Origin of the sequence: Nocardia gamkensis NBRC 108242 (genome assembly GCF_001612985.1) — a bacterium.
In the GTDB taxonomy this organism is placed as follows: domain Bacteria; phylum Actinomycetota; class Actinomycetes; order Mycobacteriales; family Mycobacteriaceae; genus Nocardia; species Nocardia gamkensis.
In genome coordinates this window covers 1-22,959 of sequence record NZ_BDBM01000044.1, presented here as the reverse complement: position 1 = coordinate 22,959, position 22,959 = coordinate 1, and the positions used below count along the sequence as shown (strand labels likewise).

Here is a 22,959-nt window from a genome sequence, read left to right as displayed (position 1 = left end):
CGGGACACAGGGTCAAAGCGGGTCGGTTCGAGGATCGTCTACCTGGCCAGGTTCAGGGTCATTTCCATCAGCTTCTTCGCCGCGTCGCACGGATCGGGGTGGCCCGAGCCGGGCCGGTAGTTGATCCACCAGCCGATCACGCCGTTGTCCGGCGCACTCGCCGTCACACCGCAGGAGTCCGGGTCCTTCGGCCTGCGGATCTGCAATGCCAGCGAACTCTGGATGGTGATGTTGGTGGTTTCGTAGCCGAGCTTGCTGTTCGTCTGCTTCTCGTTGCTCAGCGTCCCGTTCTCGTACCAGTTGAGCGTGGCCATCCCGTTACCGCCGGGCGCGCCGATCAGGTCCCACATGCAGACGGCGCCGAAGAACGAGTCGCTGACCTGGACGCTCTCACCGATCGCCTCGCCGATCTGGTCGTGGGAGAGGATCTCGCATTCCCGCAGCAATTTATCCAGCCTGGTGTTGACCGGCTGGCTCGCGCCCACGGGCTGCGCGGTTCCGGAGATCACCTGGCCGCACCCGCCCACGAACAACGCGAGGGCAACCGCGGCGGCAGCGGCCGCGCCGCGCCTGCACAGGTCTCGGCCGACGTTCACTCGTCACCCCTCACTGAATCCGTTGCAGAGTCAGCTCGGCCAGAGCGCGGCTCCGGTCACACGGGTTGCCGGACACCGCGCCGAACGAGCCGATGTTGGTGGACCACTCGAAGAAATCGTCGCCGAGCTGCACCGCCAGATCGCAGATCACGCCGGTGGGATCCAGAGCGGCGAAGCCATCCCGCCCACCCACTTTTATCGGATCGGGCGCGCGTCCGTTGACCGTCACCCACGCCCGTTCCCGTTCGATGGGACTGCCCCGGTAGGAAGCGAATGTGATACTCGGCGAACCGATTCCGGCCGACTGCCAGTTGCAGCCGATGGCGTTGCGGAACACCCCGGAGATCCGGCCGAGGCCACCGAGAGTGCGCACCTCGTCGTCGGTCACGTGACCACACTCCCCGACGAACGGTCCGAGCGCCACCACTTTCGGCGCCGGACGGGACGGACCCGAGTCCTCGGTCTCCTCCCCCGAACCGCAACCCGCCAGTGCGAGCACCAAGGCTGCCGTGATGCCGACTGCCGACTTGATCCGCATGAAAAGAACTCTACCGACGCACTCGCCGAAGATGCTCGACAAGATCGCCCGCCCCGATCACAGATTTCCCCTGGCCTCCTGCTCGCGTTCGATCGCCTGGAACAGGGCTTTGAAATTGCCCTTGCCGAAGCCGAGGGAGCCGTGGCGCTCGATCAGTTCGAAGAAGACCGTGGGGCGGTCGGTGAGCGGCCTGGTGAAGATCTGCAACAGGTAACCGTCCTCGTCGCGGTCGACCAGGATGCCACGGCGCTGGAGTTCCTCGACCGGGACGCGGACCCGGCCGATGCGGGCGCGTAGTTCCGGGTCCTCGTAATAGGCGGCGGGTGTCTCCAGGAATTCGACGCCCTCCCGGCGCAAGGCGTCCACGCAGGTCAGGATGTCGCCGGTGGCGAGCGCGATGTGCTGGACGCCGGGGCCTCGGTAGAACTCCAGATACTCGTCGATCTGCGAGCGCTTCTTGCCGATGGCCGGCTCGTTGAGGGGGAACTTCACCCGGTGGTTTCCGTTGGCGACGACCTTGCTCATCAGCGCCGAGTACTCGGTTGCGATGTCGTCGCCGACGAATTCGGCCATATTCGTGAACCCCATGACCCGCCGGTAGAACTCGACCCACTCGTCCATCTGGCCGAGTTCCACGTTGCCCACGACGTGGTCGATCGCCTGGAACAGCCGGGCGGGCGCGCCGTCGCGTCGTTGATAGTGGGAGCGGCGGGCGACATAGCCGGGCAGGTAGGGTCCGAAGTAGCCGGACCGGTCGACCAAGGTATGCCTGGTCTCGCCATAGGTGGCCAGCGCGGCCGAGCGGACCGTGCCGAAGTCGTCGGTGTCGTCATGCGGTTCGACCAGCACTTTCGCGCCGTGTGCGCGCGCCCACGCGACACACCGGTCGACGTCGGGCACTTCGAGGGCGATGTCGACCACGCCGTCGCCGTGCCGATCGTGGTGGGCGACCAGCGGACTGTCCGCATGCACCGCTCCGGTGATCACGAAGCGCGCCGCGCCGCTGCGCAGAACGAACGCCTTGTGGTCGCGATTGCCGGTCTCCGGACCCGAATACGCCTCCAACCGCATCCCGAAGGCGGATTCCAGGAAGTGCGCGGTCTGCGTGGCGTTGCCCACCACCCAGACCAGGGCGTCCCACCCGATGACCGGAAACGGGTCACCGCTGTCGTCGTGGTCTACCAACCCCACGAGCGTGCGCAGCTCGCCGTCGCTGGGGACGGCGCCGGACCGGGCGCCCGGCAAGTGCTCGATGGTCATGGACCAAGGAAATCGCCGGGTCCGCCGGATAGGCAACAGCATCTGATCCGGATAGGCAGGGTGGCGAATTCGTCTAGCAAATGGCGGATGATGCTGGACAATTTGAATAGCATCGAGGGGACGGGCAGCAAGCCCCTCCCGGTGCTCGAACGGAGGCCGCCATGGCGCGCACATCGGCGAAGCTCGACGAACTCGACCTCGCCATCCTCACCGCGATGCACGAGTACCAGAAAGCGGGCATTCTCGAACTGTCCCGCCGGACCAGGGTCGCCAGGGCCACGGTGCAGTCCCGGATCGCGCGCATGGAGGAGTCGGGCGTGATCGCCTCCTACGACCCGCAGATCGACGTCACCGCGGCGGGGTTCGACGTGCAGGCGTTCGTCACGCTGGAGATCGCCCAGGGCGCGCTGGAGGCGGTGGCCGCCGAACTCGACGCCATCCCCGGCGTGCTGGAGGCCTACGCCACCACCGGCACCGGCGACGTGCTGTGCCGGATCGGCGCCGACTCGCACGCCGGGTTGCAGGCCGTGCTGCTGAGCATCGACCGGACCTCCTCGGTGGTGCGCTCGCACAGCGTCATCGTGCTGTCCACCGTGGTCGAACGCCGGGCGCTGCCGCTGTTGCGCACGCTGAGCCCGACCGGGACCACCAAGGCGCCCGCCTACCGTCCGGCCCGCGAGCCGTAACCGATCCGGCTCAGGGGCGCAGGTCGGCGCCCACGTCGAGGATTTCCACGCTTCCCCGCTTGCCCTCCTCCGAGAAGGTGAGCAGAGCGTGGGCCTCGGCCTCGACCTCAGCGCGCTCCGCGTTCGTCCAGCTCCGGGTCGGGCTGATGCGCAGCCGGGCGGACTTCGCATCCGCGAAGACCTTGTACAGGCCCGCGAGAAAGCCGTCGACCAGCACCGGAGAGACCTGAGCCGCGAACGCGCGCAGCGGAGGAGCGGCGCCGTCGGGCACGATCCGCGTCCGATCCTGGTGCGACAACAGAACGTTGTCGTACCACCCGAGCAGCCGCACCGGAGCGGGGGTGTCCGGATCGGCCAACGCGCCGTCGGCGACGTCGTAGAGCGTGCGGCCGCGATCGTCGGTGTAGGTGCGCACCCGATCGCCGAGTTCCGCGACGGCCTTCTTCATCCCGGGCAGCTTCGACCAGGTCTGCATGTCCATGGTGCTCGCCGGACCGAACGCACGTAGGTAGCGAAAGATCAGCTCCGCCAACGGATACGTGGGGTCCAGCGGCGCGCCCAACCAGGGCTCGACCCGCGACCAGATCGGCCTGCTGCTGTTCTTCCATTTCCCGCGCGGCGGGGTCTGCAACACCGGCAGCTGATACAGCCAGGTCTGCACGACCGCGCCCGGGTCGCGGTCGGGATAGCGCTCGGCGGCGTGGGCGCGCAGGTCCGCCGCCGACATCGGCTCGTCACCGAGCACCGCTTCGCCCTGCCCGCGCACTTCGTCCGGGTCGAGTCCGACCATGGCGCCGTAGTTGAAACCCTTGCGGAAGGGCGCTTTCTCCAGTTCCGGCTGCACATGCGGCGCGATCCGCAGCGCGTCGGGCGGCGTGACCAGATGAATGGTGCCGCGCATCAAGGTGATCCGGACCAGCGAGCGGTCCTCCAGCGCGTCCGACACCGTCGACGGATCGAAAGCCGCGATGCGGCTCCACAATCCGACGAACGGCGGCGGCGAATCCTGCGCCTGCAATCCGACGAGATGATCACACATTTCGTGCGCCGTCCGCGGCGAGCGCTCGAGCAGATGCTGGCGAGCCAGCAGTGTCCGGTTCAATACCCGGTTGGACAGTCTCATGACGGGCGGACCGGACGAGTCAGCGCAGGGTGACCACGACCTTGCCGGTGGCCGTCCGGTTGTCCAGCGATGCGACCGCCTCCGCGGCCTTGTCCAGCGGGTACAGCACCGGTTGCGGCGGCGCGATCTTGCCGGAGGCCAGCAGCGGCTCCACCTCGGCCCACTGCTCCTGCAGGTAGCCGGGATGCGACATCACCCATTCGCCCCACGCCGCGCCGGTCACCTCGACGTTCTTCAGCAGCAGCCGGTTGACCTTCACCGTCGGGATCTCCCCCGCGGTGAAGCCGACGACCAGCAACCGGCCCGCCGAGGCGAGCGAACGGATGCTGTCGGTGAAACGGTCACCGCCGACGGGGTCGAGCACGATGTCGACGCCGCGACCACCGGTCAGCTCCTTCACCGCCGCCAGCCAGCCGTCGGTCAGCACCACGTCGGTCGCGCCGTTGGCGCGCGCGACCTCGGCCTTCTCCTCGGTGCTCACCACGGCGATCACCCGGCCCGCACCGAGCGCGGCCGCCAGCCGCAGCGTCGAGGTGCCGATGCCGCCCGCGGCGCCGTGCACCAGCACCGTCTCCCCTTCCGCCAGCCTGCCCCTGGTCCGCAGGCAGAAGTGCACGGTCAGGTCGTTGAACAGGATGCCGGCGCCCGCCTCCAGCGAGACGTTGTCGGGCAGCCGGAACACCATCTGCGTTGGCGTGACGGCCGTCTCGGCCATCGCGTTGCCGAGCATGGTCAGCGCGACCACCCGGTCACCCGGCCGCACGTGCGCGTCCTCGGGAGCCTCCCGGACGACGCCCGCGACCTCGCCGCCCACGACGAACGGCAATTCGGGTTTCATCTGGTAGAGGCCGCGCGTCATCAGCACGTCCGGGAAGGCCACGCCCGCCGCGTGCACGTCGATCACGACGCCGCCCGGGAAGACCGCGGGCTCGGGGATATCGACGATCCGAACCGCTTCCGGTCCCTCCAGCTTGCTGACCTGGGCTGCGCGCATGTGCCGACCTCTCTGTCCTCGCACCGGCCTGATCCGCGCCGGCGCCACACCGACAACATAACGGGCGCCCCCCGAGCACGCCCGTCCGGACGCCCGATTTTGCTATGCTGGCCGCGACCTCGCGGTCGGGAGGGAAGGGGGATTCATGGTCGAGCAAAACCAGCCACAACCTGCGACGACGATGCAGGTCGACCCGGCGGCGCTGCGCTCCTTCGCGCAGACGCTGCGCACGGAGGCCACGTCGGTCACCGACCTCGGCGCAGGCGAGGGTCTCGGCGTCGCGGCGGGCGCGCTGCCCGGCACCGATTTCGGTCCGGTGGCCCAGCGCGCGAACGACGCCGCGCACCGCTGCCTGGAGCGGATCGGATCGCGCCTGACCACGATCGCCGACAGCCTGCACAACGCGGCGGGCAAGTACGAGCTGGCCGAGGACGACTTCGCGGCGAAGCTGCGCGCCATAGGGCTCCAGCTGCCATGACGCTCACCATTCCAGACGTCGAGAACTGGCAGCCGGAGCAGCTTTCGGCGGCGGGCGCGCTCGCCGAACGGATGTCGCAGGGGCTGGACAACGCGGTCGGCAAGGGCGCGGACGACACGAAGGCGCTCGCCGACACGAAGCAGTGGTCCGGATCCGCCGGCGACGCGGCGAACGCCCGGATGCAGACCGAGAAGACGCGCGCCTCCGCGGTGAGCGCCGCGCTGCTCGAGTTGAAGACCGCGCTCACCACCCAGGTGCAGAACCTGACCGAGGCGAAGGCCAAGGTACTGAGCCTGCGCGACGACGCGCTGAACCAGACGCCGCCCTTCGATGTCGCGCCCAACGGCACCGTCGATGCCAGGGCACGAATCGACTACCTCCGGGCGCACGCGGACAAGGCCGACGTCGAGGGGCTCGTGTTCCAGGAAGCGCTCCAGGCGGCCTCGCGGACGTGGGAGCTGACCAACGCCTTGAAGACCGCCGAAGACGTGGCGAACCGAGCCGAGACACAGGTCGACGGCGCGGCAGGCAAATTGGAGGCGGCGTTCGCCGGGCTCGGTGAGCCGAGCGCGAACGTACCCGCGGCCCCCGCCGCGCCCGCCGCCACCACACCGGCCGCCACGTCGGGAACCCCGGTCTCCGCGCCTTCACCGGATCGGTCGAGCCAGCTGATGTCCGGGCACCACGACTCGGGAACATCCCACGGCACGTCGTCGGGAACGCCGTATCTCGGTGGGCCGAGTTCGTCCGCGCCGACCGGCCCGCTGCCCAGCGGTGACGTCGCGCGATGGATCGCCGAGGCGAAGCAGAAACTCATCGCGATGGGGTACGACCCCGCCGACATCGATGAACGAGCCATCGCGCTGATCATCGAGCACGAATCCGCGGGCAATCCATACGCGGAGAACCGCTGGGACAGCAACTGGGTGGCCGGACATCCGTCGAAGGGTCTCATGCAGACCATCGACAGCACGTTCAACGCCTACAAGGCGCCCGGCCACGACGACGTCTGGAACCCGGTCGACAACATCATCGCCGGAGTGCGCTACTCCATCGATCGCTACGGGTCGCTCGGGAACGTCCCCGGTGTCGCCGCCGTCAACTCGGGCGGCGCGTACCAGGGCTACTGACCCGCTCACGGCCATGGCCTGCCCCCGCGGCTGCCGAGCGCACACGATTCCATCTGGTGCCGCGCACAGAAAACCCCATTCTTGCTGGCCCACGACCCGGCTGACGGACTATTAAGGAGGTAGGGACGGCTCGACGCGAGGGTGTGACGTACGCCCCGTAAAGTCGTCACAACAGCACCGCATGAAGAAACGCGGCACACCGTGCAGCGCGAGGAGCACAAGTGTCACTCGATCAGCCACTCGCCCCGCTTCCCCAGGAGGGCATGGGCTTTACTTCGGCGTGGCCCATCCGGGCTGGTGATGTGGATCCCTACGACCGGTTGCGGTTCGATGCCGTCGCCCGCTACTTGCAAGATATCGCCTGGGAAAACCTGCATAAGACGTTCTTCCATCGGACCGACCCGAACTGGATCATCCGGCGCACGGTCATCGACGTCATCCGGCCGATTCTGTGGCCCGACGAGGTGCAGTTGCTGCGGTGGTGCTCGGCGATGTCCACCCGCTGGACCAACATGCGCGTGCGGATCACCAGCGGAAACGGCGGCCTCATCGAGACCGAGGGCTTCTGGATCAATATCAGCGAGTCCACCGGCATGCCCGCGCGGATCAGCGACGAGGGCCTCGCCTACCTAGCGCGCACCTCCGGCGAGCACCGTCTGCGGTGGCGGCCCTATCTGACCGACGCCACGCCGCCGGAGTCCGACACCGACCTGCCGTTCCCGGTGCGCGCCACCGACATCGACCAGTACAACCACGTCAACAACGCCTGTTACTGGCAAGCGGTGGAACAGTTCCTGGTCGAATATCCCAAGCTGCTCGCGGGTCCGCACCGCGCGGTGATCGAATACGTGGCGCCGGTGCTGGCCCGCCAGCACGTGAGCGTGCGCAGCCGGTACGAGCCTGGAGATCGCACCGGGCAGCCGGTGCTCCGGCTGTGGTTCGTGGTCGGTGGGACCACCACCACCGTGGTCCGCATCATGCCTTTACCCGGCGCTCCCGCCTCTCCAGGGTTTTAGGCTCCCCCGCCTCTCCGGCTTTTCAGGCCATACCAGTCGGGGATACGGGATTCCCGTGCAGGTCCTGCGTCGGGTGCCGCTCGGGTTTCGGGCGTACCCGGCGAGTTACCCATGTTCTTGCGAAATCGGTGGCCGGTTCCGGCGAGACCCGGTCGGCGCAGTCGTGACGTCAGGCGACGAGACTTGCCGCACGGCTCGGTCGGCGCCAGGGGACCGGGCCGGTCGGAACGCGGTGTTCCGACCGGCCTCCTGGATCGTCAGCCGCGGGCGGCTTTGAGCAGGTCTTCGCGGGTGGTGAATTTGACGCGCGGGCGGCCCGTGGACTTGCCCGCGGTCTTCTCCGCCTGGTCGATCGCTCGCCAGCCCGCCCGGTCGACCAAGTCGGCCTGGCGCTCGGCGAGCATGGCCCTCAGCGCGGCGCGGTCGGCCTGCGGCGCGGCGAGCTTGCCCGCGGTGAAGTCGGCGAGCAGCAGCTCCACCGTCTCCTCGGAGTCGATCCGGTTCGAACCGATCACACCGCGCGGGCCACGCTTGATCCACCCGCTGACGTACACGCCGCCGAGCATGGATCCGTCGTCGCCGATGACCCGGCCGTGTTCGTTCGGCACGACGCCGCGCCGCTCGTCGAACGGCAGTTCACCGATCCGCTCGCCGCGGTACCCGATCGACCGCAGAACCAGCGAGGTGCCGATGCTCTCGGTGCGGTCGGTCGGCCGTGCGACGAGCTGACCGCCTTCCTCGAACAGCTCGTTGTGCACGATCTCGATGTACTCGACCCGGTCGGTGCCGGTGAGCGCGGTAGGCGAGGTGAGATAGCGGAACACGATCCGCTTGTTGCCTTCGGCCCGGCGACCGCCCGCGTATTCCTGGGCGAGGGTGTACTTCAGTTTCAGCGACGGCTCGACCTGCGGGTCGTCCAAGATCGCCTGGCTGGCGTGATCCAATGCCAGGTCGGTCTCCTCGACGATGACGTCGACGCCCTTCAGGTGCGCGAGGGCGAGGAACTCCGGGGAGGTGTAGGCCGCTTGCAGCGGGCCGCGCCTGCCCAGCACGACCACTTCGCGGATATTGCTCTGCCGCAGGGCGTCCAGGGCGTGGTCGGCGATGTCGGTCTTGGCGAGTTCGTCCGGGTCGACGGTCAGCACGCGCGCCACGTCCAGCGCGACGTTGCCGTTGCCGACGATCACCGCCCGCTCCCCGGACAGGTCGAAGGTCCGGTCGGCGTAGTCGGGGTGGCCGTTGTACCAGGCGACGAACTCGGTGGCGGAGTGGCTGCCCGGCAGGTCCTCGCCCGGGACGCCCATCTTCCGGTCGCTGGAGGCGCCGACGGCGTAGATCACCGCGTGGTGGTGGCGCAGCAGCTCCTCGTGCGAGATGTGGGTGCCCACTTCGACATTGAGGTAGTACTGCAGCGTCTCACGGCGGAAGGCGGACTCGAACATGCCCGAGACGGTCTTGGTGCCCGGATGGTCGGGCGCGACGCCTGCCCGGACCAGGCCCCACGGGGTGGGCAGCCGGTCGAACATCTCGATTTCCACGTCGGCCCTGCGCAGCAGTTCGTCGGCGGCGTAGCAGGCCGCCGGCCCGGCGCCGACGATCGCGACGCGCAGGGTGCCCAGCTCCTTCGGCGGACGCGCGGGGGTGACGATCGGGTCGAAGTTCGATTCCAGCGGATGCCGTTGGAAATAATCGGCGTTGATGTCGCGGAATCGCGCCAGCGAAGCGGTCAGGTCGTCCTCGGAGAAGATGGCCTCCACCGGGCACGCGTCGACACAGGCGCCGCAGTCGATACAGGTGTCGGGGTCGATGTAGAGCATCTCGGTCGTCGCGAACTCCGGCTGGTCCGGGGTGGGACGGATGCAGTCGACCGGGCACTCGGAGACGCAGCTGGCGTCGTTGCAACAACGCTGCGTGATTACGTAGGCCATATTGTGCTGATCCTCGAAGAAGTACGTGGGCCGTGGCCACCCATGGGGTTGTGGTGGACAGATGAGCGGCGTCCGTCACGTACGCCGCGGGGATCGCCCGCGGGAGCGCGTGATGTGATGCCGCTTTCAGTTTGCCTCGAGTGTGGTCGAGACCTCTCGCCCGGAGGCCTTACCGTATCTCCATGGCGCGGACTCTGATCCTCATGCGGCACGGTAAGTCGGCCTATCCCGAGGGCGTCGACGATCACGAGCGGCCGTTGGCGCCGCGGGGCAGGCGCGAGGCGGGACTGGCGGGTCGGTGGCTGCGAGCTACGCAACCGCCGATCGACGCCGTGCGCTGCTCCACCGCGACACGGACCAGGGAAACGCTGTCGGCCACCGGCGTCACCGCGCCTGCCGTCTTCGAACCCGGGATCTACGAGGCCGCGCCGGAGACGCTGATCGAACTGGTCCGCCTCAGCGAAGACGACGTGGCGACCCTGCTGGTGGTCGGGCACGCGCCCGGCATACCGTGGACGGCTTGGGAATTGGCGAGCAACCGCGACAGCGCCCCGGCCGTCGAACTCAGCCGGAAGTTCCCGACCTCAGCACTCGCGGTGCTGCGCTTCGACCGCGAGTGGGCGGACATCGATCCGGGGACCGGCGAACTGACGCATTTCCACATCCCGCGCTGACCGCACGCGGCTCGCGCGCGGTCAGCGCAGTAATCTGCCGCCGACCACAACGCCCGCACCGAGCACGAGCAGCAGCGCGAACGCGGCCAGACCGCCGAACAACCACCACACGACGCCGAGCGCGATCGCGAACGGCGCGATCGCGATCGCGGTGATCACCGGGCTTTCCCTGACCGTCGCCCAGGCCGAACGAGCCCTGATCCGGTCGATGTCCTTTCCAGGCATGTTCCCAGCGTATGCCGGAATCCGGGACTTTGTCGGCGGCTGATGGAATGCTCGCCGGATGGACTGGAAAATCGAGCTCGTCGCCATTCCGGTGACCGACGTCGACCGCGCCAAGGACTTCTACACCGAGATCGGTTTCCATGCCGATCACGATCACCGGGTCGATGAGAACCTGCGCTTCGTGCAGCTGACCCCACCCGGCTCCGGCTGCTCGATCTGCCTCGGCGAAGGCATCACCGACGCGGCGCCCGGCAGCGTCCGAGGCATGCAGATGGTGGTGGCCAGCGCCGAGGACGCCTACCAGCAGTTGATCGCCGCGGGCGTGGACGCCACTCCGGTCCAGGACCTCGGCTGGGGCTTGTTCACCTTCTTCGCCGACCCGGACGGCAACAAATGGGCGGTCCAGCAACTGCCCGACTACAGCAGCTGAACATACGGCCCCTTGCTTGGAGTGCACTCCAGGTGACTAGCGTCGTCGATGTTCCACGGGAAGGGCGAGTGCATGAGCGAAACCGCGCCATACGCGAGCGCACGCGAGGACAGGGAGCAGCCCCGGTACTCGATCGGCGAGGTGTCCGAGCGATCGGGACTGAGCCGGGACACCCTGCGCTGGTACGAGCGGATCGGCCTGATGGACTACATCGGGCGCGACCACACCGGCAAGCGGCGGTTCAGCGACCGGGATCTGGAATGGCTGGCGCTGATCGGGCGGCTGCGCACGACCGGCATGTCGGTGGCGGACATGCTCCGCTATGCCGAGCTGGTGCGGGCCGGAGACGCGACGTTCCCGCAACGGCTGGCGATGTTCCGGGATACCCGCGCCGAGGTGCTCGCCAAGATCGATGAACTTCGTCAGACTCTGGCCGTGCTGGACCACAAGATCGCCCTGTACGAAGGCAAGGGGCGAGCGATCGAGCCGGACGTGGTCACCGCGCACGACAGCGAAGAGATCAAGGTATGACAACGAGCCGGGAACACTTCCTCGAGAGCAGGAGACGCCCATGTCGACGTTGACGCTGAACGTTCGCTTCACCGCCAAGCCCGGTCGCGAGGCGGAACTGCGGGATCTGCTGCAAGGCATGATCGAGCCGACGCTCGCGGAGAGCGGCTGCATCCGTTACGAGCTCTACCTGCATCCCACCGACCCGAGCCGGATGGTGTTGCTGGAGGAGTGGGCCGATGCCGACGCCCTGGACGCACACTTCCGCACGCCGCACCTGAGGGCTCTCGCCACCGCGTTCCAGGAAGTGCTCGTCGAACCGTTCCAGCTGCGCCGGTTCACCGAGATCGAGTGACCGTGCGGCGGTCCGGCGGACCGGAGTCCGCTTATCCGGTGGCCTGCTCCGTGCCGTTCACCGGCGGCGACTAACATCCCACGAATATGAAGCCCGAAACGCCGCGTGACCGCGTCTGGATCGATAAGCAGACGCCGGCCGCGTTCCGCGCGCTCAACGGCGTCGCGAACGAGGTCAGGGCCGCGGGCGCGGCGGTGGGGCTGGATCGCCGGATCATCGAACTGATCAATTTGCGCGTCTCCCAGCTCAACGGCTGCGCGTACTGCCTGGACGTGCACTACCGCGCCGCCCTGGCCGCCGGGGTCACCGAACAGGAGATCGCGGTGCTGCCCGGATGGCGGCGCGGCGGCACGTACACCCCGTTCGAGCAGGCTGTGCTCGCGATCGCGGAAATCACGGCGACGCTTCCGGACGAAAACGTCATCGAGCGTGAGTACGCTTCGGCTCGCCGGCATCTGACGGATGATCAGCTGTCCGTCGTCATCTGGGTGGCCACCACGATCGGCGCGTTCAACCGGGTCTCGATTCTCAGCAGGCATCCGGTACGCGCCCGGAAGGAGAAGGGAACCATGAGCGAATCGACATCGGAGTCCGAGGTCGTCCGCAACGACGAGCGGCATCGCTACGAGGTGTTCTACGGCGGGAAGCTGGCCGGCTTCGCCGACTACGAGGAACGCGACGACGAGACGGTGTTCACGCACACCGAGGTCGACGGCGCGTTCTCCGGGAAAGGTCTCGGGTTCCGTCCTGGCCCGGAAGGCCATCGAGGACGCCGTCGGGCGCGAGCGCGTGATCCGGCCGGTGTGCCCGTTCATCAAGGCGTATCTGGACAAGCACCCTCAGTACGACGCCCACGTGATCGGCAAGGGCGTCGATCGGTGAGTGATCTGGATCCGCGCCCGGCCGAGACGCTCTGCGAACCGGCGACGGGTCCGGGGCCGGTCGCGGAGCGGTATCCGGCCCGTGAGGTGCCGCTCGGCGGGGTGCGCGGCGTCTTCGTCGAACGCGTGCTGCCGCAACGCGACCTGCCGACCGTCGGCGCGTGGTGCTTCCTCGACCGCTTCGGCGCGCCGACGGTCACCAAGACCGGTGCGCCGCCGGACATCGATCCGCATCCGCACATCGGCCTGCAAACGGTGACCTGGCCGTTCGAGGGCCGGATCCGGCATCGCGACTCGGTGGGCTCGGACGTGCAGATCGAACCCGGTCAGCTGAATCTGATGACCTCCGGACGCGGCATCGCCCATTCCGAGTACGCCGTCGCGGGCGCGCCCGCCGGACACGGTTTGCAGCTGTGGATCGCGCTGCCGGGCGACCGCACCGGCATCGCTCCGCATTTCGAGCAGCATCGGGAACTGCCCGTTGTCGAGGCGCCCGGCCTCCGCGCGATCGTGCTGATCGGGTCCCTGGCCGGGAAGACCTCACCCGCGATCGCCTACACACCCATCGTCGGCGCCGATGTCCGGTTGGCGCCCGAGGCCGAGGTCGGCCTCCCGCTCGACCCTCGTTTCGAGCACGCGATGCTGGTGATCGAGGGCGAGGTGACCGTCGCGGGCGAGGAACTGGCTCCCGGACCGCTGCTGTACCTGGGCACCGAGCGCGACGAACTCCGGCTCGCCACCACTGGCGGCGCGCACTTCGCCTTGATCGGCGGCGAACCGTTCGGTGAGGAACTGGTGATGTGGTGGAACTTCGTCGGCCGCAGCCACGAGGACATCCTCGCCGCCCGGGCGGATTGGGAGAACCACGACGTCACCCGGTTCGCCGACATCGCGGGCCACACCCCGCGACAACGCATTCCCGCGCCGCCCCTGCCCGGACTGCACCTGAAGCCGCGCAAGCGCCGGATCGGCCCGGCGCGGGACTGATCGCGGCACACTCTAGATTCCACCACTCGCCTCGACTCCGCCCACGCGACTCGCGAGCGGAGCCGAAGCGTCCTGGCTCAGCCGCGCGCGAGCAGTGCGTCCAGCGCGCGGTAGCTCTCGTTGAGCCCGGTCTCCATGCCCGACTGGAGCATGCCGTCGCGCTCCTGCGGCGTGTGGAACTGGCTGTCGGTGACCACCTTGGTGCGGCCGTCGCCGAGGTCGACGAAGCTGACGCTGTCGATCGCCACATGGGCGGGCATGCCGTCCCACTCGAAGGAGTACACGATGCGCTCCTGCGGGGTGACCTCGCGGAAACGGCCCTCGAAGCCATGGGCTCCCTCGTCGGAGTGCTCGACGAAGCGCCAATGCCCGCCCGGACGGAATTCCCAGCGCTCGATGTCCAGCCGATTGCCGCGCCCCCACCACTGGGCGAGCAATTCGATCCGGCTGTAGGCGTCCCACACGCGCTGGCGCGGGGCATCGAAGATCCGCTCGATGTGGATCGCGCGGTCGGTGTCGGTCGTGATGACCGCGTCGTTCGTGGTTGTGCTCATCGGTCCTGCTCCGTTCGCTCGAGGAATTCGCCGAGACGGTCCAGCCGCGCTTCCACCATCCGCCGGTAGCCCTGCATCCAGGCCACTTCGCGGTCGAAGACGTTCTCGCCGAGGCGGCAGTACCGCACCCGGCCGCGCTTCTCCGTCACCACCATGCCCGCCGCCTCCAGCAGCTGGATGTGCTTCTTGACGCCGGTGAGCGTCATCTCGAAGCGCTCCGCCAGCTCGCTGACGGTGGCGGGCCCACTGCCGAGGCGTTCCAGGATCCCACGCCGGGTGGGATCCGCGAGCGCCCCGAAGGAGGCGTCCAAGAAGTCATACTGAACCATCTAGTTCAGTGTTACGGAGATGAGGGCGGGCGTCAAGAGGGAAGTCACACCGCTCCGAAACCCGGCCGGACCAGCGACGCGACCGCCGATCCGGGACGTGCCGTCGGCGGATCCAGCCACAGCCGAAACCGCCCAACCGGCCCGTCCCCACCGTGCCGCGATGTGCGACAGAGGCTTTCGCGACCGAACTCGGCGAAGAACTGTCGCTCAGCCCCTTCTGATCGGGGCCGCCGAGCGGTATCTTTTCCCGACGAACCGGACACGGGGGCGGCACACGGAAAAGAGCACGATGAGGACCTCTCGATTCACCGCGACGACGCTGGTCGCGCTGGCGGCCACCGCACTCACCACGAGCGCCGCGCACGCACAGCCCGCGCCCACCGACGCCCCGCTCGACCTGCGCGGATCGTTCCACCAGGTCGCCTACGAGGTCGCCGCCACCAGCGACCGGCGCGCGGCCGTAGCCACCATCCAGGACGGGACGTTCGAATCTACCCACGACGGCCGGGTCGTGACGGTCTCCGATCGCGACGGCAATGTGGTGGCCGCGCTGCCGATGACCCTGCGCATCGGTGATCAGCGCGTGGTGCTGGACCCCGTCCTCGAGGACGCGGGCCACCGGCTCACCGTCGCACCGGTCGCGATGACCGACGCCCCACTGCGCGACATCGGCGCCCAGGAGCGGTTCTACGCCGAGGCCGAGAAGGCCATGCCGACCATCCTCGCGGGCGCGGGCATCGGCGCCGCCATCGGCTTCATCGTCGGATTCCCGCTCGGCCTGTTCGTGATCGACTTCATCACGGTACCCGCCGCCGCGGTGGCGGGCGCCGCGATCGGCGCGATGGCCGGATTCGTCATCGGCGGTGGGCAGCCCGCCGTCGACGCGGCGCTCGAGTACGTCACCGCGCCCTAGTCGAGCCCGGCGACGGGCGTCAGCCGCTGCGTGCCGATCACGCGCAGCAGGTCCAGCTTCTCGGCCGCGTCCGTGCCCGGACGCGGCAGGTAGACCAGCAGACGCTGGGCGGCGTTGGGCGTGAGCAACGTTTCGCAGACGACGTCGATCAGGCCGACCTGCGGATGCCGGATGCGCTTGGTATCCGAAAGCCGCACGGCCACTTGATGTTCGTCCCACAGCCGGTCGAACTCGGCGCTCGCGGAACGCAGCTCGGCCACCAGCTCCAGCACGTCCGCGTCGCCCGCACGGCGCGCGGCCGTGGCACGCAGATCGGCGACGTGGTTGCGGCCGAGCCGATCCCAGTCCTCCTCGGGGAAGATCGCGCGCGACGAAGTGTCGGTGAACCAGCGGTAGGCGTAGTACCGCTCCCACCCACGACGGTCACCGTGATCGCCGACGAGCAGGGTATGCATCCGGTTCTGCACCAGCACCTCGCCGAGATCGGTGACGACGGTGGCCGCGGTGTCGTCCAGCTTGGCGAGCAGGTGCATCAGCCCGGGGCCCACGTGCTTGTCGGTCGCATCGCGTCCCGGCGGCGCGTGGTCGCACAGATGGTAGAGATGGTCGCGTTCGTCGTTGTCGAGACGCAGGGCGCGCGCGAGCGAGGCGAGGACCTGGGTGGACGGACGCGGACCGCGCGCCTGCTCCAGCCTGGTGTAGTAGTCCGTCGACATGCCCGCCAGCAGCGCGACCTCGTCGCGGCGCAGTCCCGGCGTGCGCCGCCGGACACCCGGCGGCAACCCGACGTCGGCGGGGGTGAGCTGCTCTCGGCGGCGGCGCAGGAAATCGGCGAGTTCGGCGCGGTCCATGCCCTTACTGTCCTCGGAAACGGCGCCCTCAGCCAGGGATCGCCACTCCCCTGATAAACGGTCTCTCCCGCGGCGGCGGCGCACGATTCAGGCTGGTCCCATGACGACAACGAAAATCCACGAAGTGCGGCTCGGGGCCACCGGCCCGACGGTCGGCCGGATCGGCCTCGGGGCGATGGGCATGTCGGGCGCGTACGGCGCGACCGACGACGCCGAATCGACCGCGACCATCCACGCGGCGCTGGATTCCGGCGTCAACCTGATCGACACCGGCGATTTCTACGGCGCGGGACACAACGAGACGCTGATCGGCAAGGCCATCGCCGAACGTCCACGCGAGGATGTGGTGCTGAGCGTGAAATTCGGCGCGCTGCGCGGTCCCGACGGCGCCTTCGCGGGCGTGGACAGCCGGCCTGCCGCGCTGCGCAATTTCCTGACCTACAGCCTCCAGCGGCTCGGCGTCGACTACGTCGACATCTATCGCCCCGCACGGCTCGATCCGGCAGTGCCGATCGAGGACACCGTCGGCGCCATCGGCGAGCTGATCGAAGCAGGGTACGTGCGCCATGTCGGCCTGTCCGAGGTCGGCGCGGACACCATTCGGCGTGCGGCGGCCGTACACCCCATCGCGGACCTGCAGATCGAGTACTCGTTGCTCTCCCGTGGCATCGAGGAGCAGATCCTGCCCGTCTGCCGCGAACTCGGCATCGGCGTCACGGCCTACGGCGTGCTCTCCCGGGGCCTGCTGAGCGACGCGATCGCGCCCGGAGCCACCTTCGCTCCGAACGATTTCCGCGCCCACAGCCCGCGCTTCCAAGGCGAGAACCTGGACCGGAATCTCGAACTGGTGCGCGCGCTGAACGAGATCGCGGCGCGCAAGGACGCCTCGGTGGCGCAACTGGCCATCGCCTGGGCGCTGACCCGCGGCGAGGACATCGTGCCGCTCATCGGCACCCGCCGCCGCGAACGCTGGGCGGAGGCGGTGAGCGCGCTGGACCTCTCGCTCACCGACGCGGAGTTGTCCACTATCGAAGCGGCCGTGCCCGCCGACCGGGTCGCGGGCGAACGCTACGCCACGCCGCTGATGGCGACGCTCGACAGCGAGCGCTGAGTCCGAAGCCCGGCGGATCGCACAGCCGATCCGGACCGGCCTCTCGCCGAGGCACACGGTTCGGCGAGAGGCCGAACCGTGTCGGAATGACCCAGGGCGGCATCACCGCCGAAGCGTGCCCACGTCGTGTGCCGGCAGCGTCATCCTGGCGGCCTCCGCACGACGCGCGGTGCCGTAGACGCGAATCATGCCCCGCTGAGCTTCTCGATGCGATCAGGCCCGGCGTGGACGCAGCACAGCCGTGAACATCGCTGCGGCCACGATCTTTCCGGCGCTGTCTGTGATGTCCACCGGCACGTCGAGTTCGAGCGGCACTCTCGCCTCGATGTCCGCCCGCATCTTCGCCAGCGTCTGCGCGGAGAACGCGGACGTGGCGCGGAACGGCCCCGCGTCCCCCTTCGCGCGGGCTTTGTATTCGATGCGTCCGTCCTTGGCGACGATGAAGGTCTCCCCCATCAGGTCGACGATCCCCGACACCGACGCACCCATGGCGGCGGTCTCCGCCATCCCGAACAACACGGCGGCGTGCAGATCTCCGTTGTGGTTCAAATGCCGCGCCCGCGGCGCGATCGACACCACGTTCCGCCCCGCCGCGAACTCCTCCCACTCGACCTCCGCGTACTGGATGAAACCGAGCTTCCGGAATCCGGCCACCACCAGATCACCCAACGCCGCGCCGTCCACCGCCACCTCCGAACAGAACTGAAACCTGTTCTACTTTCCTACTGCCTCCCACCCCGGTTGTCCACTACGGACCCGTCACCGAACGAATTCGGCCCCCGCTCCACAAGGAAGCGGGGGCCGAAGCTCGTTGCGACGGATTACCGGTAGTCGCTGAAGCCGTAGTCGTCGAGCGGGACTGCGGCGCCGGTGGTCTGACCGAAGCTGTCCGGGCTGTAGTAGGTGTCGTCGTAGGACGGCACCGCGTACGCGGCGGCACGGGCTTCCTCGGTCGGCTGCACCTGGATGTTGCGGTACCGGTTGATACCGGTACCTGCCGGGATCAGCTTACCGATGATCACGTTCTCCTTGAGGCCGATGAGCTTGTCGGAGCGGCAGTTGATCGCCGCGTCCGTCAGGACTCGGGTGGTCTCCTGGAAGGACGCCGCCGACAGCCACGAATCGGTGGCCAGCGACGCCTTGGTGATACCCATCAGCACCGGACGACCCGCCGCGGGCTCGTTGCCCTCGGCGACGACGCGGCGGTTGGATGCCTCGAACTCCGCGCGCTCGGTGAGCGAGCCGGGCAGGAACTCCGTCGCGCCCGAATCGATGATCGTCACGCGACGCAGCATCTGGCGCACGATCACCTCGATGTGCTTGTCGTGGATCGACACACCCTGCGAGCGGTAGACCTCCTGGACCTCGTGGACCAGGTGGACCTGGACCTGACGGGGCCCCATGATGCGCAGCACCTCGTGCGGATCCGCCGCGCCTTCCAGCAACTGCTGGCCGACCTCGACGTGGTCACCGTCCGAGAGCAGACGCTCGGAGCCGTCGTCGTGCTTGAACACCCGCAGACGCTGCCGCTTCGAGAGCTTGTCGTAGACAACCTCTTCACCACCGTCATCCGGGATGATGGTGATCTTGTAGAAGCGATCGTCGTCCTCCAGCCGCACGCGACCGGAGACCTCGGCGATGGGCGCCTTGCCCTTCGGCACGCGCGCCTCGAACAGCTCCTGCACACGCGGCAGACCGCCGGTGATGTCGTCACCCGCGACACCACCCTGGTGGAAGGTACGCATGGTCAGCTGGGTACCGGGCTCACCGATGGACTGCGCGGCGACGATACCGACGGCCTCACCGATGTCGACCAGCTTGCCGGTCGCCATCGAGCGGCCGTAGCAGGTCGCGCACACACCGGTACCGGTGGTGCAGGTCAGCACGGAGCGGACCTTCACCTCGGTGATACCGGCCTCCAGCAGCGCCTCCAGCGCCGGATCGCCGAGGTCGGCGCCCTTCGCCACGATGACGTTGCCCTGCGCGTCGACCGCGTCGGCCGCGAGCGTGCGCGCGTAGGTGGAGGTCTCCACGTGCGCGTCGCGGATGATCGTGCCGTCGAGCAGCTTCTCCGCGATCGGCACCACGATGCCGCGCTCGGTGCCACAGTCGTGCTCGCGCACGATGACGTCCTGCGAGACGTCCACCAGACGACGGGTCAGGTATCCCGAGTCGGCGGTGCGCAGCGCGGTGTCGGCCAGACCCTTACGAGCGCCGTGGGTGTTGATGAAGTACTCCAGAACCGTCAGGCCCTCACGGAAGGAGGACTTGATCGGCCGCGGGATGAACTCACCCTTCGGGTTCGTCACCAGGCCCTTCATACCGGCGAGGGTACGGGTCTGGGTGAAGTTACCCGTGGCGCCCGAGTCGACGATCGTGATGATCGGGTTGTCGGCCGGGTAGTGCGCGCGCAGCGCCCTACCGACCTCCTCGGTCGCCTCCTGCCAGATCTTGACCAGGGCGTTGTTGCGCTCCTGGTGATCGAGCGCACCACGCTGGTACTTCTTCTCGATCTGATCCGACTGCGCCTCGTAGCGCTCCATGATCTCGGCCTTCTCCGGCGGCACGAGCACGTCGGACATGGAGACCGTCACGCCGGAACGCGTGGCCCAGTAGAAGCCCGCGTCCTTGAGCTTGTCGACGGTCTGCGCGACCACGATCATCGGGTAGCGCTCGGCGAGATCGTTGATGATCGTCGCCTGACGCTTCTTCGGCATCTGCTCGTTGATGAACGCGTAGTCCACGGGCAGCAGCTCGTTGAACAGCACCCGGCCCAGCGTGGTCTCGGTGGTCCACGCGTCGCCACGACGCCAGCCCTCCGGGAACAGCTCCGCCTCGACGTCCTTCGGCGGACGCTGGTCGGTCAGCCGGACCTTGATCAGCGAACGCACGGTGAGCTCACCGCGGTCCACCGCCATCTGCGCCTCGGCGGGCGAGGAGTACACGCCCCGCTCCGGACCGTCGGCGGTGGCCGGCTCGTAGGAACCCTTCGCGCCCTCTTCCAGACGGGTCAGGTAGTAGAGGCCGGTCACCATGTCCAGACGCGGCATGGCCAGCGGCCGACCGGAGGCGGGCGACAGGATGTTGTTCGACGACAGCATCAGCACGCGTGCCTCGGCCTGCGCCTCCGCCGACAGCGGCAGGTGCACGGCCATCTGGTCACCGTCGAAGTCGGCGTTGAACGCCTCACAGACCAGCGGGTGCAGCTGGATGGCCTTGCCTTCCACCAGCTGCGGCTCGAAGGCCTGGATACCGAGGCGGTGCAGCGTGGGCGCACGGTTGAGCAGCACCGGGTGTTCGGCGATGACCTCTTCGAGGACGTCCCACACCTGCGGCCGCTGCCGCTCCACCATCCGCTTGGCCGACTTGATGTTCTGCGCGTGGTTCAGGTCGACCAGGCGCTTCATCACGAACGGCTTGAACAGCTCCAGCGCCATCAGCTTGGGCAGACCGCACTGGTGCAGCTTCAGCTGCGGGCCGACGACGATGACCGAACGGCCCGAGTAGTCGACGCGCTTACCGAGCAGGTTCTGCCTGAACCGGCCCTGCTTGCCCTTGAGCAGGTCGGACAGCGACTTGAGCGGACGGTTGCCCGGTCCGGTGACCGGACGGCCGCGGCGGCCGTTGTCGAACAGGGCGTCCACGGACTCCTGCAGCATCCGCTTCTCGTTGTTGACGATGATCTCGGGCGCGCCGAGGTCGATCAGTCGCTTGAGACGGTTGTTGCGGTTGATCACGCGACGGTACAGGTCGTTCAGGTCGGAGGTGGCGAAGCGGCCACCGTCGAGCTGAACCATCGGGCGCAGCTCCGGCGGGATCACCGGAACAGCGTCGAGCACCATGCCCATGGGCGAGTTGCCGTTGGCCTGGAAGGCCGCGACGACCTTGAGCCGCTTGAGCGCGCGCAGCTTCTTCTGGCCCTTGCCGGAGCGGATGGTCTCGCGCAGCGACTCGGCCTCGGCCTCGATGTCGAAGCTCTCCATCAGCTTCTGGATCGACTCCGCGCCCATGGCGCCGGTGAAGTACTCGCCGTAGCGGTCGACCAGCTCGCGGTAGAGCACCTCGTCGACGATGAGCTGCTTGGGCGCCAGCTTGGTGAAGGTGTTCCAGATCTCCTCCAGCCGGTCCAGCTCACGCTGGGCGCGGTCGCGGAGCTGGCGCATCTCCCGCTCGCCGCCGTCCTTCACCTTGCGGCGGACGTCGGACTTGGCGCCTTCGGCCTCGAGCTCGGCCAGGTCGGCCTCGAGCTTCTGGGCCCGGGCCTCGAGGTCGGCGTCGCGCTGATCGGCGACCGCCTTCTTCTCGACCTCCATCTCGGCCTCGAGCGTGGAAAGCTCGTTGTGCCGCAGTTCCTCGTCGACCGCCACGATGACGTAGGCGGCGAAGTAGATGATCTTTTCCAGATCCTTCGGCGCCAGGTCGAGCAGGTAGCCCAGGCGCGAGGGCACGCCCTTGAAGTACCAGATGTGGGTGACCGGAGCGGCCAGTTCGATGTGGCCCATCCGCTCGCGGCGCACCTTGGCGCGAGTCACCTCGACGCCACAGCGCTCACAGATGATGCCCTTGAAGCGAACGCGCTTGTACTTGCCGCAGTAGCACTCCCAGTCCCGGGTGGGACCGAAGATCTTCTCGCAGAACAGGCCGTCCTTCTCCGGCTTGAGCGTGCGGTAGTTGATGGTCTCCGGCTTCTTCACCTCACCGTAGGACCACTGACGGATGTCCTCGGCGGTGGCCAGGCCGATCCGGAGTTCATCGAAGAAGTTGACGTCTAGCACGTAACTTCCTTTCCCCTGTGCGGGTCGAATTCGAGCAAAAGTTCACTAGTGAGTGTCTGCCGAGACTTCGCTCGGCCGAGCACGTCCGGTAATCCGCGCGGTGCGGGCCGGATGCCGCCGGTGACGGCATCCGGCCGACCGCCTAGTTCGCCAGATCGTCGACGGTGGCCGCTTCGTTCCTCGACAGGTTGATGCCGAGATTGGCCGCCGCACGCTCCAAGTCCTCGTCGTCGCCGTCACGCATCTCGATCGCGGCGCCGTCGGACGACAGCACCTCGACGTTGAGGCACAGCGACTGGAGTTCCTTGAGCAAGACCTTGAACGATTCCGGAATGCCCGGCTCCGGGATGTTCTCGCCCTTGACGATCGCCTCGTAGACCTTCACGCGACCGACGACGTCGTCGGACTTGATGGTCAACAACTCCTGCAGCGTGTACGCCGCACCGTAGGCCTGCATGGCCCAGCACTCCATCTCACCGAAACGCTGACCACCGAACTGCGCCTTACCACCCAGCGGCTGCTGAGTGATCATCGAGTACGGACCGGTCGAACGCGCGTGGATCTTGTCGTCGACCAAGTGGTGCAGCTTCAAGATGTACATGTAACCGACCGCGA

At 68.0% G+C, this 22,959-nt stretch carries 24 protein-coding genes; 11 read left to right on the top strand and 13 right to left on the bottom strand.

From position 1 onward, the window contains the following. Positions 1 to 38: 38 nt before the first annotated feature. Genes NG1_RS27345 through hppD form a run of 3 tightly spaced genes read right to left on the bottom strand, consistent with a single transcriptional unit; the run spans position 39 to position 2,394 of the window. A complete protein-coding gene (locus NG1_RS27345) occupies positions 39 to 596 on the bottom strand; it encodes a DUF3558 domain-containing protein (RefSeq protein ID WP_062975512.1) in 558 nt (185 codons plus the stop codon). Positions 597 to 606: 10 nt separating this feature from the next. Further along, positions 607 to 1,134, bottom strand: coding sequence for a DUF3558 domain-containing protein (locus NG1_RS27340; protein ID WP_040870258.1), 528 nt, complete (start codon positions 1,132 to 1,134; stop codon positions 607 to 609). A 57-nt stretch (positions 1,135 to 1,191) separates the two neighbouring features. After that, positions 1,192 to 2,394 (bottom strand): 4-hydroxyphenylpyruvate dioxygenase, encoded by a 1,203-nt coding sequence (gene hppD, locus NG1_RS27335; protein WP_062975510.1) that lies wholly within the window; start codon positions 2,392 to 2,394, stop codon positions 1,192 to 1,194. Between the two features lie 161 nt (positions 2,395 to 2,555). Here hppD and NG1_RS27330 point away from each other — a divergent pair, with 161 nt between their 5' ends. Further along, on the top strand, positions 2,556 to 3,080 hold the full coding sequence (locus NG1_RS27330) for an Lrp/AsnC family transcriptional regulator (RefSeq protein ID WP_062975508.1): 525 nt from the start codon (positions 2,556 to 2,558) through the stop codon (positions 3,078 to 3,080). Between the two features lie 10 nt (positions 3,081 to 3,090). Here the strand turns inward: NG1_RS27330 and NG1_RS27325 are convergent, their stop codons facing one another. Both NG1_RS27325 and NG1_RS27320 read right to left on the bottom strand, forming a co-directional pair. After that, the gene (locus NG1_RS27325) at positions 3,091 to 4,119 is read right to left on the bottom strand and encodes a winged helix DNA-binding domain-containing protein (protein ID WP_312038725.1); all 1,029 of its coding nucleotides are present in this window, start codon (positions 4,117 to 4,119) and stop codon (positions 3,091 to 3,093) included. Between the two features lie 103 nt (positions 4,120 to 4,222). Further along, entirely contained in the window at positions 4,223 to 5,197 is a 975-nt protein-coding gene (locus NG1_RS27320) for an NADPH:quinone oxidoreductase family protein (protein WP_062975504.1), read from the bottom strand. A gap of 145 nt (positions 5,198 to 5,342) precedes the next feature. Here NG1_RS27320 and NG1_RS27315 point away from each other — a divergent pair, with 145 nt between their 5' ends. The 3 genes from NG1_RS27315 to NG1_RS27305 all read left to right on the top strand — a co-directional run bounded on the left by NG1_RS27315 (position 5,343) and on the right by NG1_RS27305 (position 7,821). Beyond that, positions 5,343 to 5,675 carry a type VII secretion target gene (locus tag NG1_RS27315; RefSeq protein WP_062975502.1) on the top strand — a complete coding sequence of 111 codons (333 nt, stop codon included), beginning with the start codon at positions 5,343 to 5,345 and terminating at the stop codon, positions 5,673 to 5,675. Beyond that, positions 5,672 to 6,805 (top strand): transglycosylase SLT domain-containing protein, encoded by a 1,134-nt coding sequence (locus NG1_RS27310; protein ID WP_062975501.1) that lies wholly within the window; start codon positions 5,672 to 5,674, stop codon positions 6,803 to 6,805. The genes NG1_RS27315 and NG1_RS27310 overlap by 4 nt, the downstream gene beginning before the upstream one ends. Before the next feature lie 221 nt (positions 6,806 to 7,026). Next, positions 7,027 to 7,821 (top strand): acyl-[acyl-carrier-protein] thioesterase, encoded by a 795-nt coding sequence (locus NG1_RS27305; protein WP_040870270.1) that lies wholly within the window; start codon positions 7,027 to 7,029, stop codon positions 7,819 to 7,821. A 257-nt stretch (positions 7,822 to 8,078) separates the two neighbouring features. Here NG1_RS27305 and NG1_RS27300 read toward each other — a convergent pair whose 3' ends face one another. Continuing rightward, a complete protein-coding gene (locus NG1_RS27300) occupies positions 8,079 to 9,749 on the bottom strand; it encodes an FAD-dependent oxidoreductase (RefSeq protein ID WP_062975500.1) in 1,671 nt (556 codons plus the stop codon). 182 nt (positions 9,750 to 9,931) lie between these two features. On the opposite strand from NG1_RS27300, the gene NG1_RS27295 reads away from it, so the two are divergent. Then, complete coding sequence (locus NG1_RS27295) at positions 9,932 to 10,423, top strand: SixA phosphatase family protein (RefSeq protein ID WP_062975499.1); 492 nt, start codon at positions 9,932 to 9,934, stop codon at positions 10,421 to 10,423. A gap of 21 nt (positions 10,424 to 10,444) precedes the next feature. Here NG1_RS27295 and NG1_RS27290 read toward each other — a convergent pair whose 3' ends face one another. Next, a complete protein-coding gene (locus NG1_RS27290; protein WP_040870275.1) occupies positions 10,445 to 10,648 on the bottom strand; it encodes a hypothetical protein in 204 nt (67 codons plus the stop codon). A 58-nt stretch (positions 10,649 to 10,706) separates the two neighbouring features. Here NG1_RS27290 and NG1_RS27285 point away from each other — a divergent pair, with 58 nt between their 5' ends. The 4 genes from NG1_RS27285 to NG1_RS39265 all read left to right on the top strand — a co-directional run bounded on the left by NG1_RS27285 (position 10,707) and on the right by NG1_RS39265 (position 13,811). Beyond that, complete coding sequence (locus tag NG1_RS27285) at positions 10,707 to 11,078, top strand: glyoxalase superfamily protein (protein ID WP_062975497.1); 372 nt, start codon at positions 10,707 to 10,709, stop codon at positions 11,076 to 11,078. Between the two features lie 72 nt (positions 11,079 to 11,150). Next, a complete protein-coding gene (locus NG1_RS27280) occupies positions 11,151 to 11,609 on the top strand; it encodes a MerR family transcriptional regulator (protein ID WP_062975495.1) in 459 nt (152 codons plus the stop codon). A 40-nt stretch (positions 11,610 to 11,649) separates the two neighbouring features. Continuing rightward, positions 11,650 to 11,943: a putative quinol monooxygenase gene (locus tag NG1_RS37575; RefSeq protein ID WP_062975493.1), complete on the top strand. Its 294-nt coding sequence runs from the start codon at positions 11,650 to 11,652 to the stop codon at positions 11,941 to 11,943. Positions 11,944 to 12,029: 86 nt separating this feature from the next. Beyond that, a complete protein-coding gene (locus NG1_RS39265) occupies positions 12,030 to 13,811 on the top strand; it encodes a pirin family protein (protein ID WP_245660080.1) in 1,782 nt (593 codons plus the stop codon). Between the two features lie 77 nt (positions 13,812 to 13,888). Here NG1_RS39265 and NG1_RS27265 read toward each other — a convergent pair whose 3' ends face one another. Next, positions 13,889 to 14,365, bottom strand: a complete 477-nt coding sequence (locus NG1_RS27265) for an SRPBCC family protein (RefSeq protein WP_062975491.1) — start codon at positions 14,363 to 14,365, stop codon at positions 13,889 to 13,891. Continuing rightward, positions 14,362 to 14,694 (bottom strand): ArsR/SmtB family transcription factor, encoded by a 333-nt coding sequence (locus NG1_RS27260; RefSeq protein WP_062975489.1) that lies wholly within the window; start codon positions 14,692 to 14,694, stop codon positions 14,362 to 14,364. Before NG1_RS27260 ends, NG1_RS27265 begins: the two co-directional genes overlap by 4 nt. A 289-nt stretch (positions 14,695 to 14,983) precedes the next feature. On the opposite strand from NG1_RS27260, the gene NG1_RS27255 reads away from it, so the two are divergent. Then, positions 14,984 to 15,607 (top strand): DUF8020 domain-containing protein, encoded by a 624-nt coding sequence (locus NG1_RS27255; protein WP_062975487.1) that lies wholly within the window; start codon positions 14,984 to 14,986, stop codon positions 15,605 to 15,607. On the opposite strand, the gene NG1_RS27250 is transcribed toward NG1_RS27255, so the two are convergent. Then, on the bottom strand, positions 15,604 to 16,458 hold the full coding sequence (locus NG1_RS27250; protein ID WP_062975485.1) for a helix-turn-helix transcriptional regulator: 855 nt from the start codon (positions 16,456 to 16,458) through the stop codon (positions 15,604 to 15,606). The two genes, NG1_RS27255 and NG1_RS27250, sit on opposite strands and share 4 nt — an antisense overlap. 100 nt (positions 16,459 to 16,558) lie before the next feature. On the opposite strand from NG1_RS27250, the gene NG1_RS27245 reads away from it, so the two are divergent. Next, positions 16,559 to 17,569 (top strand): aldo/keto reductase, encoded by a 1,011-nt coding sequence (locus tag NG1_RS27245; protein ID WP_062975483.1) that lies wholly within the window; start codon positions 16,559 to 16,561, stop codon positions 17,567 to 17,569. Between the two features lie 213 nt (positions 17,570 to 17,782). Here the strand turns inward: NG1_RS27245 and NG1_RS27240 are convergent, their stop codons facing one another. The 3 genes from NG1_RS27240 to NG1_RS27230 form a co-directional block, all read right to left on the bottom strand. After that, on the bottom strand, positions 17,783 to 18,259 hold the full coding sequence (locus tag NG1_RS27240; protein ID WP_245660079.1) for a PaaI family thioesterase: 477 nt from the start codon (positions 18,257 to 18,259) through the stop codon (positions 17,783 to 17,785). 131 nt (positions 18,260 to 18,390) lie between these two features. Beyond that, the gene (locus NG1_RS27235; protein ID WP_062975481.1) at positions 18,391 to 22,344 is read right to left on the bottom strand and encodes a DNA-directed RNA polymerase subunit beta'; all 3,954 of its coding nucleotides are present in this window, start codon (positions 22,342 to 22,344) and stop codon (positions 18,391 to 18,393) included. 142 nt (positions 22,345 to 22,486) lie between these two features. Next, the coding region (locus tag NG1_RS27230) for a DNA-directed RNA polymerase subunit beta (RefSeq protein WP_501193577.1) at positions 22,487 to 22,959 on the bottom strand (473 nt) is incomplete at its 5' end.